This window comes from Microbaculum marinum (assembly GCF_037855135.1).
Taxonomy (GTDB): Bacteria; Pseudomonadota; Alphaproteobacteria; order Rhizobiales; family Tepidamorphaceae; genus Microbaculum; species Microbaculum marinum.
The window spans coordinates 1-14,971 of sequence record NZ_JAZHOF010000013.1 but is presented as its reverse complement, the minus strand read 5'-3'; the positions used below and the strand labels follow the sequence as shown (position 1 = coordinate 14,971).

The window sequence follows — 14,971 nt, the reverse complement described above, 5'->3', positions numbered from 1 at the left end:
TCCCGCTGCCGCCGAAGACCTCAGCGCCGAATCCAGATCGTGTACAAATCAAGAACATAGATACATGTTCTTGTTGTGTTCGACAATGGTTAATTCCGGATTAACGCAATGCCGCCGCCGGTTGTTTTGCGACTGAGCGACTTTTCGCTGCGCCGGGGAATGGAAAGCACATCGGCATCGCCGCGCACTGAAGGAGGCGTCTGATCCGTAGCGGGATCCGGTGGCCTATTTTTCCCAATCCGATCCGATTGGTTCACGGTCCAGATTGTCCGCGGCCTGGGTAACCTCTCGTGCTTCCTCCAGATCCTCCGAATCCGCGGCCTGCGGAGTTTCATCGGCGCCGTTGCGACTTGTCAGCGCGAGTTCGAACAGCATCGGGAAATGGTCGGACCCGATGTTGGGGAGCCGCTCCAGCCGCACAAGGCGAAATCGCGGATCGTGAAAAAGGTGGTCGAGCGGCCATCTCAGCAGGGGGTATCGGGCGTCGAAGCTGTTGTAGAAGCCGCGGCCGACCCGTGGGTCGAGCAGTCCGCTCAGGCGCTGGAATCGACGCGTGGTCGGCGACCAGGCCACGTCGTTCATGTCGCCGGTTACGATGGTCGGTAGCGACTCGGCCTTGGCATCCCGGGCGAGGAGGATCAGTTCGCCATCGCGTCCGATCGTGTCGGCATAGGGAACCGGCGGTTCGGGATGCACCACGTAGAGCGCAAACGGATCTCCGGCCCCGGTTTCGGCGACAATCCTTGCCGACGGAACCTCGTCGGAAAAGACGAACCGGAACTCGGCTGAGCGAAAAGGAATGCGCGACAGGATGATCATGCCGTAGGAGTTGTCGAGCGGATGTTCGAGCGCGTGTGGCAGGATGTCCTTCAGTTCGGACAGCGCCGTCTGCCATGGCCCGTCGCACTCTAGGAAAGCCGCGAAATCGGGAGCCTCGCGCCGCACCACCTCGATCAGCCGGCCATGGTCCCGGTTCGACATCTTCACGTTCGAGACCAGGATGCGGACGACCGCCGGGTTGTCGGCGGTGCCGTCGAAACGGAGCGACTGAACCCGCCACAGGGGCGTGAACCGCACGCAGGCAACGGATTGGACCAGTATGATCAGGACCTGGACCGCGACCAGCACGATGACGGTGGTGCCCCACGGCAGGAACACCAGGGTGGCGACCGCCGCAGCAATCGTGAGTGCGATGATCTGCAGCTTGGGAAAGTCGCAAACTCGCACGAAACCATGCGGGATCCGGGATACCGGCGCCAGAGTCGCCGCCGCGAGCAGTGCGGTCAGTATCGCGATCAGCCACGTCGCCATTGTTCCGTGTCCGGTCTGTCGGGAAAGTCCTGGTCGGCGATCGGATCCATTGTCCCGCGGCGGGGATCGAGCCGCAAGCCATTCTGAAAATTCGGTTTGGGCATAGTCTCGGCGTATGATTTTAGTTTCGTGACAGACATGGCCGCCTCTCGGTTCCAGATGCGATCAGAGATTTAGGATTCTCCCGGTGCCGCATTCGCTACAGCCGCAACCCCTGACCCCGGAAGCCTTCGCCCCGTTCGGACAGGTGCTTCAGAAGGACGGCGCGCGCAACTTTGCGATCAACGACGGAACTTGCCGCCGGTTTCACGATCTCGCCAATGTCGAGGCAACCGGGCCGGGCGGGCGCGTCATCGTCAGTCTCGTCACCGGCGAGCCGAGCACCCTGCCGCTCCTGGTGGAGATGGTGGAGCGCCATCCGTTCGGCAGTCAGGCGTTCCATCCGCTGTCGCGGAACCGGTTTCTGGTCGTGGTCTGCGAGGACGAAGACGGACGTCCGGTGCGGCCCCGCGCATTCCTTACGTCACCGGGGCAAGGGGTCAACTACGACCGCAACGTCTGGCACGGCGTGCTGACCCCGCTCGGCGAGACATCCGATTTCCTCATCGTCGACCGGGACGGCGAGGGCGACAATCTCGAGGTGTTCACGTTCGACGAGCCGGTCCTCGTCCGGGCGCCGGGGGAGTAGTGTTTTGCAGGTATCCGCCCCAGACGACCTGGAAGTAGGGTTCGACGTTCCGGCGATGCCGGGCATGGACGAGGCCGAGATCCAGACTCCGTGCCTGCTCGTCGATCTCGATGCGCTGGACCGGAACATCGCCCGCATGCAGGCCCTTGCCGACGAGATGGGCGTGCGTCTCAGGATCCACGGCAAGATGCACAAGTCGGCCGATATCGCGCGGCTGCAGATTTCGGCGGGTGCCTGCGGCATCTGCTGCCAGAAGGTCAGCGAGGCGGAGGCCTTCGTGCGGGCCGGCATCCCCGATGTCCTGGTGTCGAACCAGATCCGCGACCCGGCCAAGATCGACCGGCTGGCGCGGCTGCCGGGCCGGGGCGCGCGCGTTGGCGTCTGCGTGGACGACCTCGCCAACGTCGCCGAACTTTCTGAGGCCGCGATGCGCCACGGCACCTGGCTGGATGTCATGGTCGAGATCGATTGCGGGGCAGGCCGCTGCGGCGTCGCCCCCGGGCGGCCGGCCGTCGAACTGGCGAAAGCGGTACGGGAGGCGCCGAACCTGAACTTTGCGGGCCTCCAGGCCTACCATGGCGGCGCGCAGCACGTTCGCGACTATCGGGACCGCAAGTCGAGGATCGACGCGGCCGTCCTAAAGGTGCGCGAAACCCTGGACCTGCTGGAAGCGGCGGGGATCGATTGCCCGCATGTCACCGGCGCAGGCACCGGCACTTTCGCCCTGGAGGGACGCTCCGGCGTCTACACCGAGCTGCAATGCGGCTCCTATGCGTTCATGGACGCCGACTACCAGCGCATTCGCGACGAGACCGGCGCGCCGATCCGCGACTTCGAGAACGCGCTGTTCATCCTGACCTCGGTGATGAGCCATGTGAAGCCGGACGAGGCCGTCTGCGACGCCGGGCTGAAGGCGCAGTCCGTCGATTCGGGCCTGCCGGTGGTGTTCGGCCGCAACGACGTCGAGTATGTCGCCGGCGCGGACGAGCACGGCCAGATACGCGATCCGGGCGGGGCTCTGAAGATCAACGACAAGCTCCGACTGGTTCCCGGCCATTGCGATCCGACCTGCAACGTCCACGACTGGTATGTCGGCGTGCGCGGCGGCAAGGTCGAGGCTGTCTGGCCGATCACGGCACGGGGGAAGGCATACTAGCGGCCCGATTCCGAAATCCGCCAAGTCAGCGCTTCAGACCATCCCCGCTTCCTCTGCCGGCGCCTTTCTCGACGGCGCAGCCACCAGCAGGCCGGCGGCGGTGATCAGGACCATTCCGCACACCGTCGTGAGGCCGGGCCGTTCGGCGAAGAACACGAATCCCCACAGCGCCGCCGAGACCAGGTATGCGTAGTCGAACGTCGCGACGGTCGACGGTGCGGCCACCTGATAGGCACGCGCCACGCCCATGAAATAGACCGCCGACAACACGCCGAGCAGGGCCATCAGGCCCCAGTCCCGTCCGCCCATCGGGGCCCAATCGCCAAACAGGAACGGAAAGGCTTCCTTCGTATCGGGAGCAAGCGCTGCGAATGCCAGCGCGCCTGTGACCGCCACGCCGATCGCCAGGAACGATACGTGCAATGTCAGGGCAAGGCTGAGCGGCGCTTCCCGCTGGCACCGGCTCCGGGTCAGGACCATGGCCGATGAATAGAACCCCGCAGCCAGCAACGGCAGGATCGTGTACCAGGAGAAGGCGTCCGTTCCGGGTTTGAGAATTGTGACGACTCCCAGGAAGCCGAGCACGACTCCGCCCCATTGACGGCGTGTCACCGGTTCCCCGATCAGCGCCGCCGACAGCAGCGCAGTGATGATCGGGTTCGTGTAGACGGCAACCGCAGCCACCGACAGGCTGAGCACCGGAAGCGAGGCGTAGAAGGCGAGCCATGTCAGCACGAGCAGGACGCTTCTCAGGAGGCTCCAGATCAGCGAACCGGGCCGCAGCCGCATGCCCGTCACTATCGAGACCCCGGCCAGCAGCGGAATTGCCACGACCGATCGTGCGACGAACACCTGCCAGACCGTGAGATCGGTGCTGACAAGCTTCACCAAAGCGTCGGCGAACGCCATGATCAGAACCGATCCTAGGATCAGCATGATGCCCAGGCCGGTCTGCTCCGGTCTCACGGTGCCGGTGTCTGTCGTGGTCATGGCGGGCCCGCTATCGGTGCCATGCTCTCAGAACCGGTCGAGCTTCGGGTGCCGGTTGACGTCCTTGTAAAGCAGATAGCGGAAGGGGCCGGGGCCGCCCGCGTAGCATCCCTGCGGACAGAACGCCCTCAGCCACATGAAATCGCCGGCCTGGACCTCGACCCAGTCTTCGTTGAGGCGATAGACCGCCTGTCCCTCGAGCACATAGAGGCCGTGCTCCATGACATGGGTCTCGGCGAAGGGGATCAGCCCGCCGGGCTGCATGTTGACGATATTGACGTGCATGTCGTGGCGCATGTCGTCGGGATCGACGAAGCGCGTGGTCGTCCAGCGGCCGTCCGCCCCGGGCATCGCCACGGGGGCGACGTCAGTCTCGCTGGTGACGAATGGGTCTGGCGCAGGGATGCCGTCCACCGCCTCGTACGCCTTGCGAAACCAGTGGAAGGTGACGGTCGCCTCGGAGCGGTTCGCTGCCGACCAGACGGCTCCGGCGGGAATATAGGCATACCCCCCGGCCTTGAGGGAATGGTAGCTGCCGGCAACAGTTAGGTTCAGCGATCCCTCGACGACGAACAGCACCGCTTCGGCGCGGGGATCCGGTTCGGGCGCTTCACTGCCGCCGCCGGGGGCGACCTCCATGATGTACTGGCAGAACGTCTCGGAGAAACCCGACAGCGGCCGCGCGATGATCCAGGCGCGGGTGTCCTGCCAGTGCGGCAGACGGCTCGTGACGATGTCCCGCATCACCCCCCTGGGTATGAACGCATAGGCTTCCTTGAAGACCGCGCGGTCGGTCATCAGTTGCGTCTGCGGGGGGTGTCCGGCGATCGGTTTCGCGTAGGTCGGAACGGCCACGGCTGCCTCTGGGCTCAAGCGTCTGATCACACTTATACGAGCGGGGCGGAAAAGCCGATATCCGCATTCGCCGGCCGGATTGCATCACGATCCCGGATGGCGACCGGAACTGGACTATGACTTCGACCCGCCGAGCCGCCGCAACCACCCCGTAACGATGGCCTTGAAGAGGGCAAAACCGCTGATCGCCTCGGCGGCCTTCGGGGCGGGCCTGGGAGGCGCTGGTTCGCCCGCGGCCGCGGCGATCACTTCGTTTCCGGAAGTCGCGACGGGCTCGATTGGCGCTCGCGCCTGTTCGGCCAGCATCGCGCGCAGATTGGCTGCAAACTGGTCGGTCAGGTGTTTCGCGACGTCCTTGACGATCGATGACCGTCCGAGATTCGCCAGCGCGCCGGTCAGCTTGATCGTGCCCGCCAGCGTGACCCTGGCCTCATCGGCCCCCATCTCCTCGATCCGGTAGGAGATATCCGCGCGTGCCTGGCTGCCTGCCTTCTTGTCGGCGCCGCTCGCCTCAAGCTCCGCGGTTCGCCCATCGGGGTCGACCCGCGTGAAGGTCGCCTTGCCCTCGAAATTGGCATTGATGGGGCCGAGTTTCATCTTCACCTTGCCGGCGTGCGTGCCGGGTTCGGGCTCGCCCAGATAGTCGAGACCGGGCATGCAGGTCACCACCTTCGGGACGTCCTGGAAGGTGGTCCAGACGCGGTCGGCGGACTGGGGGACGGTGAAGCTTTCGGCAATCTCCTGCATGCGGACGCAGATTCCTTCTGGAACGGTGGGGACGGAATTGTATCCTCCCTCGGCATATTGTATCCAGTATGCGGATATGGCAAGCGGGCGCCGGGAATTCGGGGAGGACGAAATGGAAGTTCGTATCGGCCACATGACGTATGACGACGTACGGGCGGCGATCGAGGCGGAAAAGCTGGTCATCGTCCCGACCGGCGCCACGGAATCGCATGGCCCGCACATGCCCTGTGACACCGATACCCATCAGGCCGAGTGGATGGCAATCGAACTTGCCAAGCGCATCGACGCGGTCGTCGCGCCGCCGGTCGCCTACGCGGTCTCGAAGACATTCGAGCACTTCCCGGGCACGATTTCGCTCTCGATCCCCACCTACCAGCAGCTCGTCTACGAGATCGGTGCGGCGCTGATCAAGCAGGGCTTCAAGCAGCTTCTGATCCTGAACGGCAATCGGCCCAACGGCACCGCCAACGATCAGGTCGCCCGCCGCCTCGTCGATGATTTCGACGGTCCCTACGAGTTCAGGGTAACGGCCGTCAGCTATTGGGAGCCGGGCGCTGCCGCCGCGCACGCGCTTCGCAAGTCGGAAGTCGGCGGGATGGGCCACGCCGGAGAGTACGAGACCTCGTTCCAGCTCGCGACGCGGCCGGAACTCGTCCACATGGACCGGCTCGAGGGCGTCTACGCGCCGCTCGTCGGCTGGGATCTGATCGCCCCGATGGAGCCGGTGCGCACCTATGGGCGGCGGCCGGACCCGAACACCAACCACGCCTCGATCTTCGGCAATCCGCATGTCGCCAGCGCCGAATCGGGCAAGGAATTCCTGAGGGTCACCGTCGACGCCCTGGTCGACATGATGCAGAACCTGCAGGGCTCCTATACCGAGCGCAAGGAAGGCGGCGACGCGGGGCGGAAGTAAGACGGCGCGGCATTCGCGCCCTGTGGGTATCAGGCCCCTGCAGTCGCCCAGCGGCTTCCCGGCCGCCAGTCCAGAGCGGTCGAGATGGAGTTTGCGATGTGGCAGACCAGTTCGACCTGCTTCGGCTTGCGGCTCGCCGCCGCCGTGTCGGACCGCATCTCGATGAACGACACGGCGGCGACCGCGGCACCTGTCCGGTCGAACACGGGCGCGGCAACCGAACGCGTGAATACCTGCACGTCCGCCTCGGTCTCCGAGTAGCCGATCCCGCGGATCTCGGCCAGGCGGTCGCGCAGCGCGTTGGGATCCGTAATCGTCTTCGGCGTCAGCTTGGCAAGCGGCCGGGACAGGTAGTCCTCGATAAATTCCGGCTCCGCGAAGGCCAGCAGCACCTGGCCTTTCGAGCCCGCGTGCAAGGGAATGGCATAGCCGAGCGTCGTCATCGGCAGCAGTTCGTGCGTCGCGGACTGGGTGAACAGGGCGATCGCGGAATAGTCGACCCGCTCCACGAACTGCACGATCGCCTGGCTGCGGATCACCGCATCGGACAGGTAGGGCAGGGCTTTGTTGAAGGTAGGATGGTTCGCCATATAGGCGCTGCCGATCATCCACATCTTCTGGCCGATGACGTAGCGGTTCGTATCCGGCTCGCGGCGCAGGAAGCCGCCCTTCTCCAACTGGCTGAGAGTACGATGCATGGTTGCCCAGGCCACGCCCATTCGGTCGGCGATGTCCGAGGCACGGCCCGGATTGACCGCGATATGGGCGAGAACGTCCAGCGCCCGTGTGATGCCCTTCAGCGCCATCGCAACCTCGCTGCGCTTTTCCTGCCGCAGCGGCAGCGGGCGGGTTTTCCCGCCCGGCCGCCGATTCCTGCTCAAACAATTCGCTGTTGCATAATGCACAGGCATGGAACCCGCAACAAGGCGGTATCCATAGGGTGATCATTTGCGATTACCCACTGGACGCGAATTTCAAAAAATGGATGATATATCCATATAGAGGATACGCTGCAGGGTGGAGCAGGTTGCGGAGTGTTCTCTCGGACTGGGCTATCGATCGAGGGAGAACGAAGATGGCTGTATCACGATTTTTGCGGGGCGGGTTGCTGACGGCGGCTTTGGCCGTGGCGACTTGCGGCGCGGCAAGCGCGGATACCTTCAAGCTGGACGGCGAGATGAAGCCGGCCTTTGTATACTTCAACGTCAAGAACGACGGCGGCTGGGTGCAGGCTCTCGACGAGGCCCGCGTGAAGACGCAGGACAATCTCGGCATCGAGATCCCCTACACCGAGAAGGTCGAGGAGGTGGCGACCCAGATCCGTCCGGCCGTCGAGCGCTACATCGACCGCGGCTACAACGTGATCCTCGGGTCCGCCTTCGGATATTCCGACACGTTCAAGGAACTCGCCGAGAAGCATCCCGACGTGCTGTTCCTCAATCCTGCCGGCATCACCAACGGCCCGAACCTGATGTCCTATTACGGGCGCACCTACGAGAGCCAGTATCTCTGCGGCATGGTCGCAGGCGCGATGAGCAAGAGCGGCAAGCTTGGCTTCGTCGCCGCCAACCCTCTGCCGCTCGTCACCTGGACCGTGAACGCCTATGCGCTCGGTGCCCAGCGCATGAACCCGGACGCGACCGTCAACGTGGTCTTCACGGGAGCCTGGTACGATCCGGTCAAGGAGCGTGAAGCCGCACTTGCGCTGATCGAGCAGGGCGTCGATGTGATCGGCATTCATGTCGACACGCCGGCCGTTCCCGTCGTGGCGCAGGAGAAGGGCATCATGGCCACAGGGCACCATCGCGACATGACCGAGTTCGCAGCCGATTCCGTCGAGTGCTCCTCGGTCTGGGTCTGGGACAAGTTCCTGACGCCGGCGCTGCAGGCGGCTTCCACGGACGGCCTCGAGATGCAGCCCTACGGCGCCTTCCTGTCGATCAAGGACGGCGGCACCGACATCGCGCTCGCAGACGATCTGCCGGCCGACGTCAAGGAAAAGGTGATGGCGGCCCGTCAGGAGATCATCGACGGCAAGCACGTCTTCGAGGGTCCGGTGGTCGACCAGGACGGCAACGAGGTGGTCGCCGCCGGAGAGCATCCCGACGATGGCCAGATGTGGCAGATGGACTATCTGGTGAAGGGTGTCGTCGGCTCCCTGAATTAATGCAAGACTGACGGGGCGAGAGACAGTCTCGCCCCGTCCATTCATCCAGACGGCCAATTCGCGTTCGGTTGCGGGCGTATCGGGGGAGGTCGATGGGCACGGCCCTGTCGCTGCGCGACATTTCCAAGTCATTCGACGGGCGTCCGGCGCTCGCAGACGTGTCGCTCGATATCGAGTGGGGCAAGGTTCATGCGCTGCTCGGCGAGAACGGGGCCGGCAAGTCCACCCTGATGAACATCGCCGCAGGCCTCTATGCGCAGGACGAGGGCCGCGTCTTCTTCGGCGACACCGAACTGACCGACAACGACCCCCGGCACGCCAAGAGCCTCGGCATCGGCATGGTCCACCAGCACTTCAAGCTGGTCTTTCCGTTCACGGTCGCCGAGAACGTACTGCTGGCCAATCCGAAGGGCGGCTATGGCCGCGGGCTCGCCGAGACGAAACGGCAGATCGTCGAACAGTCCGGAAAGCTTGGCTTCGCGCTCGATCCCGATGCCCCCGTCGACAGCCTGTCGGTCGCCGAGCAGCAGCGCGCCGAGATCATCAAGGTGCTGCTGGGCGGGGCCAGGCTGATCATACTGGACGAACCCACCGCCGTGCTGACCGACGAGGAGGCTCAGGCGCTTCTGTCGACCATGCGGGTGCTCGCCGGACAGGGCAACGCCGTGATCCTGGTGACCCACAAGCTGCACGAGGTGCCCGCCTACACCGATGTCGTCACCGTCATGCGCGGCGGCAGGAAGATCGAGACCATCGCCTCGAAGGAGGCGACGCCGGCGGACCTGACGAAGATGATGGTCGGCTCGGCGCTCGCCGAGATCAAGCACAGGCCGGCGACGGAGCACGGCGTCGTCCTCGAGGTGCAGGACGCGACGCTGGGCCGGGCCGACGGCGCCGGCGCTCTCAACGGCCTGTCGATGCAGGTCAGGGGTGGCGAGATCTACGGCGTGGCGGGGGTTGGCGGCAACGGACAGACAGAGCTCGCCGCCGCCCTCATCGGTCTCAAGTCCCTGGAATCCGGTACGATTCTCATGGAAGGCGATAACGTCACGGCCGCCGATACGCGGACGCTCAGGCGGCGCGGGGTCGCCTTCGTTCCCGCCGAGCGCATGGCCTACGGGCTGGCGGAGGACATGAGCGTCGCCAGCAACTATGCGATCGCCGGCGTCGACCGCGGCGAGTTCGGCGGACCCCTGTGGACCAGGCAGGGACGCATCGCGGCGACGACGCAGACGGCCATCTCGCAGTTCGAGATCGCCGGCGCAGCCCCGACCACACGGGCGGGGCTGCTGTCGGGCGGAAACGCGCAGAAGCTTGTTCTCGCAAGGGAATTGCGCGAGGACGCGCGGCTGCTGGTCGTCCATTCCCCGACGCGGGGCCTTGACGTGCGCGCTTGCGCGGCCGTGCACAGGATCCTGATGGAGGCCCGCGACCGGGGGGCGGCGATCGTGCTGATCAGCGAGGATCTCGATGAGATCTTCAAGATTTCCGACCGCATCGGCGTCATCAACCGCGGCCGCATCGTCGGCGAGTTCGATGCGCCGGCCGATCGTCACGAGGTCGGCGCGCTGATGGTCGGCCATGCCTGAGAGCGGAGAGATGACGCGTCATCACACTGCCGACGGAGTGCCGTCGGTGCGCCAGGAGACTGCCGGGAGCGTGCCGTCGGTGCGTCACGGGGTCGGCCGGATCACGCTCGAGGTGCGCCAGCGGCTGCCGGCCTGGAAGCACGGCCTCTACCTGGCGACGAGCCTCGGCGTCGGCCTGCTGATCTCGGTGCTCGTGCTGTGGGCGTCGGGGGTCGGGCCGAAGGGGATCTACGAGGAGTTCGTCCTCTACACCTTCTTCAACGCCAAGGGACTGTCCAACGTCCTCGTCGAGTGCACGCCGCTGATCCTGGTCGGGCTGAGCGCGGCGCTGGCGTTTCGGGTGCAGTTCTGGAACATCGGCCTGGAAGGGCAGCTGATCCTCGGCGGCATGGGCGCGGCGTTCGTCGCGCTCAACGACTACGGCCCGCCGGAGATCAGGCTCTGGCTGATGCTGGCCGGGGCGCTGGCCGGCGGGGCGCTGTGGACGCTGGTGCCGCTGGTCCTGAAACTGAAGCTCAACGTCAACGAGATCATCTCGACGCTCCTGCTCAACTACGTCGCCTTCCAGCTCCTGCAGGACCGCATCTACGGCGCCTGGCAGGCCGCCGACCGGTTCCCGCACAGTGCGCAGTTCGACGCGGGGATCGAGCGGCTGTCGCGGATCGGATTCGGCGACGTCGGCACGGGGATCTATGTCGCTCTGGCCGCGGCGGTGGTCGTCTGGTGGCTGATCGACCGGTCCCGCTTCGGCATGTTCATGACCTTCGTCGGCTCGAACGCGCGGATGTCGAAGGCGGTCGGGCTGCCGGTCACCGCGGTGGTGGCCGGAACGGTGCTGCTGTCGGGCGCGCTGTCGGGGCTTGCCGGCTTCGTGGTCGTCGCCGGCCAGGAGTACCGGCTGACGGCCGGGTTCGCCGGCGGCTACCTGTTCTCGGGCATCGTCATCGCCTTCCTGGCGCGCAACAATCCCGTCGCCGCCGTCGTCGTCGCCTTCCTGCTCGGTGGGCTCTATGTCGGCGGCCAGTCGATCCAGGTCTTCTACAACCTGCCCGCCGGCGTCATCGACCTGCTGCAGGCGATCGTCGTCATGTGCGTCACGGCCTCCGAACTGTTCGTGCGCTACCGCATCATCTGGAGGCGCCAGTGACGCTCGAATTCCTGGTCAACTGGCTCGCCTCGATGCCGGTCGCCGCGGCGCCGCTGCTGCTGGCCGCGCTCGGGCTGATCATCTCGGAGCGGGCGGGGGTGCTGAATCTCAGCGCCGAGGGCCTGATGCTGGCCGGCGCGCTGGCGGCGGCCGCCTTCTACCAGGAGCTGGGCAGCAACCCCTGGCTCGGCATGCTCGGCGCCTTCCTCGCGGGCGCCGCCCTGTCGGTCCTGTTCGCCGTGCTGGTCGTGGTGATGCGCGCCAACCAGGTCGTCTCGGGGCTGGCGATCGTGTTCTTCGCGATCGGCCTGACCAGCCTGCTCGGAACGCTCGGAGGCTGGACCGACACCGCACTCGCCGGCTTCTCGAAGCTGCACGTCCCCGTCCTCTCCGACATCCCGGTGGTCGGGCCGGTGCTGTTCCGGCAGGACCCCTGGGTCTACCTGACCGTCGTCCTGCTGGTCGCCGTCACCTGGGTGCTGTTCCGCACCAATCTCGGGCTGAAGCTGCGCTCGGTCGGCCACAACCCGCACGCCGTCGACTCGATGGGCATCGACGTGCTGGGCATCCGCTTCGCCGCCGTCGTTGTCGGCGGCGGCATCGTCGGCCTGGCCGGCGGCTACCTGGTGCTCGCCTCGGCCAAGATCTGGGTCGACGAGATGACCAACGGCCGCGGCTGGATCGCGATCGCCCTGGTGATCTTCGCGGGCTGGCATCCGTGGCGGGCGCTGCTCGGCGCGCTGATCTTCGGCGGCATCGAGGCGCTGATCCCGCGGGTGCTGGCCAGCGGCGCCGTGCTGCCGCAATACTACGTGCTGATGACGCCCTACATCGCCACCCTGGTGGTGCTGGTCTGGGCGGCGGTCAACAAGCGCGACCTCGGCGCGCCGCGGGCGCTCGGCATGCCGTTCGTGCGGGAGGACAGGCGATGACGGAGGAGGGCGAACGGCGCGCGGCAACGCTGCAGGCGGCATCGAGCGTCCTGGTCGTCGTCGACCTGCAGGACAGGCTGGTGCCGGCGATCGAGGACCACGAGGCCGTGGTCGCCCGGGCGGGCATCCTCGTGAAGGCTGCCGAGATCCTCGCAATCCCGGTCGTCTTCACCGAGCACTTTCCCGAAAAGATCGGCCCGACCGTTGCCGCCGTGACCACGCAGGGTCCCGGCAGGCAGGTGTTCCGCAAGGAGCACTTCAATGCCTGCGACGAGCCGGGCTTCACGACGCTGATGGCCGATCTCGGCCGGCCGCAGGCGATCGTCTGCGGAACCGAGGCCCATGTCTGCGTCCTGCAGACCGCGCTCGGCCTCGTCGGGCTCGGCTACCAGACGGCGGTCGTCGAGGACGCCTCGGGGTCGCGCAAGGCGCCCGACCGGGAGGCGGGCTTCCGCCGCCTCGCCGTGTCCGGCGTGACGCCGGTGACCAGCGAGATGGTCGTCTTCGAATGGGCCGCGCGCGGCGGCACCGACGACTTCCGGGCGCTGCACGCGCTGATCAAGTAGCGGGGCGGGCATGGGACGTACGAGGGGGCGGAGCCCCTCACCCGACCGCGATGCGGTCGACCTCTCCCCGTGGGAGAGGTTGGCGTGCGTGGCGGCGGCTGCGGAGTGGTCGACGCGGGCGGCGGTTTTCGCAGCGTTGGCGGCAGGCACCACCTCTCCCACGGGGAGAGGTCGGCGCGGAGCGCCGGGTGAGGGGGCAGACGTTTCGTATGCCTCGGCGCCGGGGCGCGGGGACCTTGCAACACGATCACGCGGCAGCGGACCGATGTCCGCTTCAACGCACCCGCGCCGGATTTCCGTAGGCGCGGGCGCCCGCCGGGACATCGCGGGTCACGACGCTGCCGGCGCCGATGAGGGCGCCGTCGCCGATGGTGATGCCCGGCAGGATCAGGGCGCCGCCGCCGATCCAGACGTCGGCGCCGATGCGGACCGGGCGACCGAACTCGAGCATCGTCCGTCGGGTGTCCTCGTCCCGAGGATGGTCGGCGGCGAGGATCTGGACGCCGGGACCGATCTGCGTCCGGTCACCGATCGCAACCTCGACAACGTCGAGGATCACGCAGTTGAAGTTGAGGAAGACGCCGTCGCCGAGGCGGATGTTGTAGCCGTAGTCGCAGTGGAACGGCGGCCGGACGGTGGCGCCGGAGCCGACCGCCGCGAGCCGCTCGCGCAGCAGCACGCGGCGCACGGCGGGTGGCTCGCCGAGCGTTGCGTTGTAGCGCACCAGCCAGGCGCGGCAGGCGGACTGGTCGGCCTGCAACTCGGGATCGCCGGCGTCGTAGAGCTCGCCCGCCAGCATCTTCTGCTTTTCCGTCCGGCTCATGGCGCCGTCACCCCGTCTCGATCACGGCAAGCGCCAGCGCGGTGACGACGACGCCGGCGATGACGTTGGGGCCCGGCCAGCCATGGCCGATCAGGCCCTCCAGCACGGCGACGAGGGCGGGTATCAGGAAGGTGTAGGCCATCACCTTGGCGCCGGGCAGGCGCAGGCTCGCGTACTTGATCAGGAAGAAGCTGATCGCCGTGGAGACCACGGCCAGATGCAGGATGCCGAGATAGACGCCCGCCGACAGGTTCGCCCAGTCGGTGCCGAGGATGGCGCGCCAGCCATAGACGGCCAGCAGCACCGCGCCGGTCGCCAGCGACCACAGCGTCAGCGCCGCGGTGCTCTCGCCGGTATGCAGGCGCCGCACGAAGACCGGATAGGCGGCATAGGCGATGCAGCCGGCGAAGAAGACGATCTCCCCGTAGCCGACGCTGAACCGCATCAGCGCCTGGAAGTCCGCGCGAAACAGCACCCAGACGGCGCCGCCGCCGGCGATCAGCATCGCCACGACCTGGCGCCTGGAGGTCTTCTGGCCGAGCACGATCAGGGAGAACACCGCCGTCATCGCCGGGATCAGCGTGAAGACCGCGCCGGTCGACAGCGGGTCCGTCCAGCGCAGCGCCTCGAACATCAGCACGAAGTAGATGCACAGGAGCAGGCCGATGAAGGCGAAGCGGCCGAGCTGGCCCGGCGTCGGCAGCCTGAATTTTTCCGTGGCAAGCACGATCGCCAGGAAGATCGCGACGGCCAGCACGAACCGCCAGAAGGTCAACGCGACGGGATCGATGGACTTGGCGATCAGCCCGCCGACGGTGAAGGAGGACGAGATCAGCGTGGCGAACAGCAGCATCGCGGCGTGGGCGCGCCGGGTCTCGGTCCAATAGCCCGGATGCGGGGAATCGGTCGTCTCGGTCATCGGCGCAATAGTGGCCGATGTCGGGGCCGGAGTCTCGATTCGGCGGCGGGGCGCCGCCGGCAGAAGGATTGCGGCGGCTTCGCCGGGTCTTTGCGCTGGGTCCCGGCGCGGGGGCCGGGACGTAGTCCGTGATGTGGGCAGGCGCTTCGCCATGCGGCGGGCGTA

15 protein-coding genes are annotated in these 14,971 nt (G+C 66.5%); 8 read left to right on the top strand and 7 right to left on the bottom strand.

Annotation, left to right across the window (positions count from 1 at the left end; translation table 11 throughout):
• Positions 1-225: 225 nt before the first annotated feature.
• The gene (locus V3328_RS24275) at positions 226-1,311 is read right to left on the bottom strand and encodes an endonuclease/exonuclease/phosphatase family protein (protein ID WP_340332321.1); all 1,086 of its coding nucleotides are present in this window, start codon (positions 1,309-1,311) and stop codon (positions 226-228) included.
• Positions 1,312-1,498: 187 nt separating this feature from the next.
• On the opposite strand from V3328_RS24275, the gene V3328_RS24270 reads away from it, so the two are divergent.
• Together V3328_RS24270 and V3328_RS24265 are read left to right on the top strand one after the other, a co-directional pair.
• Positions 1,499-1,999, top strand: a complete 501-nt coding sequence (locus V3328_RS24270) for an ureidoglycolate lyase (RefSeq protein ID WP_340332320.1) — start codon at positions 1,499-1,501, stop codon at positions 1,997-1,999.
• Positions 2,000-2,054: 55 nt separating this feature from the next.
• On the top strand, positions 2,055-3,155 hold the full coding sequence (locus tag V3328_RS24265) for a DSD1 family PLP-dependent enzyme (RefSeq protein WP_340332455.1): 1,101 nt from the start codon (positions 2,055-2,057) through the stop codon (positions 3,153-3,155).
• A 33-nt stretch (positions 3,156-3,188) separates the two neighbouring features.
• On the opposite strand, the gene V3328_RS24260 is transcribed toward V3328_RS24265, so the two are convergent.
• The 3 genes from V3328_RS24260 to V3328_RS24250 form a co-directional block, all read right to left on the bottom strand.
• Positions 3,189-4,145, bottom strand: coding sequence for a DMT family transporter (locus tag V3328_RS24260; RefSeq protein WP_340332319.1), 957 nt, complete (start codon positions 4,143-4,145; stop codon positions 3,189-3,191).
• Positions 4,146-4,172: 27 nt separating this feature from the next.
• On the bottom strand, positions 4,173-5,000 hold the full coding sequence (locus V3328_RS24255) for a bifunctional allantoicase/(S)-ureidoglycine aminohydrolase (RefSeq protein ID WP_340332318.1): 828 nt from the start codon (positions 4,998-5,000) through the stop codon (positions 4,173-4,175).
• 114 nt (positions 5,001-5,114) lie between these two features.
• Complete coding sequence (locus tag V3328_RS24250; RefSeq protein WP_340332317.1) at positions 5,115-5,747, bottom strand: SRPBCC family protein; 633 nt, start codon at positions 5,745-5,747, stop codon at positions 5,115-5,117.
• A 112-nt stretch (positions 5,748-5,859) separates the two neighbouring features.
• Between V3328_RS24250 and V3328_RS24245 the strand changes: the two genes are divergently transcribed.
• Positions 5,860-6,663, top strand: a complete 804-nt coding sequence (locus V3328_RS24245; protein WP_340332316.1) for a creatininase family protein — start codon at positions 5,860-5,862, stop codon at positions 6,661-6,663.
• A gap of 29 nt (positions 6,664-6,692) precedes the next feature.
• On the opposite strand, the gene V3328_RS24240 is transcribed toward V3328_RS24245, so the two are convergent.
• Entirely contained in the window at positions 6,693-7,469 is a 777-nt protein-coding gene (locus V3328_RS24240; RefSeq protein ID WP_340332315.1) for an IclR family transcriptional regulator, read from the bottom strand.
• 269 nt (positions 7,470-7,738) lie between these two features.
• Between V3328_RS24240 and V3328_RS24235 the strand changes: the two genes are divergently transcribed.
• From V3328_RS24235 to V3328_RS24215, 5 genes are all read left to right on the top strand, one after another.
• On the top strand, positions 7,739-8,830 hold the full coding sequence (locus V3328_RS24235; RefSeq protein ID WP_340332314.1) for a BMP family ABC transporter substrate-binding protein: 1,092 nt from the start codon (positions 7,739-7,741) through the stop codon (positions 8,828-8,830).
• Positions 8,831-8,922: 92 nt separating this feature from the next.
• Entirely contained in the window at positions 8,923-10,419 is a 1,497-nt protein-coding gene (locus V3328_RS24230; protein ID WP_340332313.1) for an ABC transporter ATP-binding protein, read from the top strand.
• 10 nt (positions 10,420-10,429) lie between these two features.
• Positions 10,430-11,566 carry an ABC transporter permease gene (locus tag V3328_RS24225; protein ID WP_340332312.1) on the top strand — a complete coding sequence of 379 codons (1,137 nt, stop codon included), beginning with the start codon at positions 10,430-10,432 and terminating at the stop codon, positions 11,564-11,566.
• Entirely contained in the window at positions 11,563-12,498 is a 936-nt protein-coding gene (locus V3328_RS24220; protein WP_340332311.1) for an ABC transporter permease, read from the top strand. The genes V3328_RS24225 and V3328_RS24220 overlap by 4 nt, the downstream gene beginning before the upstream one ends.
• Positions 12,495-13,064 (top strand): isochorismatase family protein, encoded by a 570-nt coding sequence (locus V3328_RS24215; protein ID WP_340332310.1) that lies wholly within the window; start codon positions 12,495-12,497, stop codon positions 13,062-13,064. Before V3328_RS24220 ends, V3328_RS24215 begins: the two co-directional genes overlap by 4 nt.
• 274 nt (positions 13,065-13,338) lie before the next feature.
• On the opposite strand, the gene V3328_RS24210 is transcribed toward V3328_RS24215, so the two are convergent.
• Both V3328_RS24210 and V3328_RS24205 read right to left on the bottom strand, forming a co-directional pair.
• Positions 13,339-13,887 (bottom strand): sugar O-acetyltransferase, encoded by a 549-nt coding sequence (locus V3328_RS24210; protein WP_340332309.1) that lies wholly within the window; start codon positions 13,885-13,887, stop codon positions 13,339-13,341.
• A 7-nt stretch (positions 13,888-13,894) separates the two neighbouring features.
• The gene (locus V3328_RS24205; RefSeq protein ID WP_340332308.1) at positions 13,895-14,806 is read right to left on the bottom strand and encodes a DMT family transporter; all 912 of its coding nucleotides are present in this window, start codon (positions 14,804-14,806) and stop codon (positions 13,895-13,897) included.
• Between the last annotated feature and the right edge of the window lie 165 nt (positions 14,807-14,971).

What these genes read in the sequence shown, in the direction of transcription:
- V3328_RS24245 (WP_340332316.1), top strand. Translation starts at nt 5,860, where the DNA reads ATGGAAGTTCGTATCGGCCACATGACGTATGACGACGTACGGGCGGCG.
- V3328_RS24265 (WP_340332455.1), top strand. Translation starts at nt 2,055, where the DNA reads ATGCCGGGCATGGACGAGGCCGAGATCCAGACTCCGTGCCTGCTCGTC.
- V3328_RS24210 (WP_340332309.1), bottom strand. Translation starts at nt 13,887, where the DNA reads ATGAGCCGGACGGAAAAGCAGAAGATGCTGGCGGGCGAGCTCTACGAC.
- V3328_RS24275 (WP_340332321.1), bottom strand. Translation starts at nt 1,311, where the DNA reads ATGGCGACGTGGCTGATCGCGATACTGACCGCACTGCTCGCGGCGGCG.
- V3328_RS24225 (WP_340332312.1), top strand. Translation starts at nt 10,430, where the DNA reads ATGACGCGTCATCACACTGCCGACGGAGTGCCGTCGGTGCGCCAGGAG.
- V3328_RS24260 (WP_340332319.1), bottom strand. Translation starts at nt 4,145, where the DNA reads ATGACCACGACAGACACCGGCACCGTGAGACCGGAGCAGACCGGCCTG.
- V3328_RS24250 (WP_340332317.1), bottom strand. Translation starts at nt 5,747, where the DNA reads ATGCAGGAGATTGCCGAAAGCTTCACCGTCCCCCAGTCCGCCGACCGC.
- V3328_RS24205 (WP_340332308.1), bottom strand. Translation starts at nt 14,806, where the DNA reads ATGACCGAGACGACCGATTCCCCGCATCCGGGCTATTGGACCGAGACC.
- V3328_RS24235 (WP_340332314.1), top strand. Translation starts at nt 7,739, where the DNA reads ATGGCTGTATCACGATTTTTGCGGGGCGGGTTGCTGACGGCGGCTTTG.
- V3328_RS24230 (WP_340332313.1), top strand. Translation starts at nt 8,923, where the DNA reads ATGGGCACGGCCCTGTCGCTGCGCGACATTTCCAAGTCATTCGACGGG.
- V3328_RS24215 (WP_340332310.1), top strand. Translation starts at nt 12,495, where the DNA reads ATGACGGAGGAGGGCGAACGGCGCGCGGCAACGCTGCAGGCGGCATCG.
- V3328_RS24240 (WP_340332315.1), bottom strand. Translation starts at nt 7,469, where the DNA reads ATGGCGCTGAAGGGCATCACACGGGCGCTGGACGTTCTCGCCCATATC.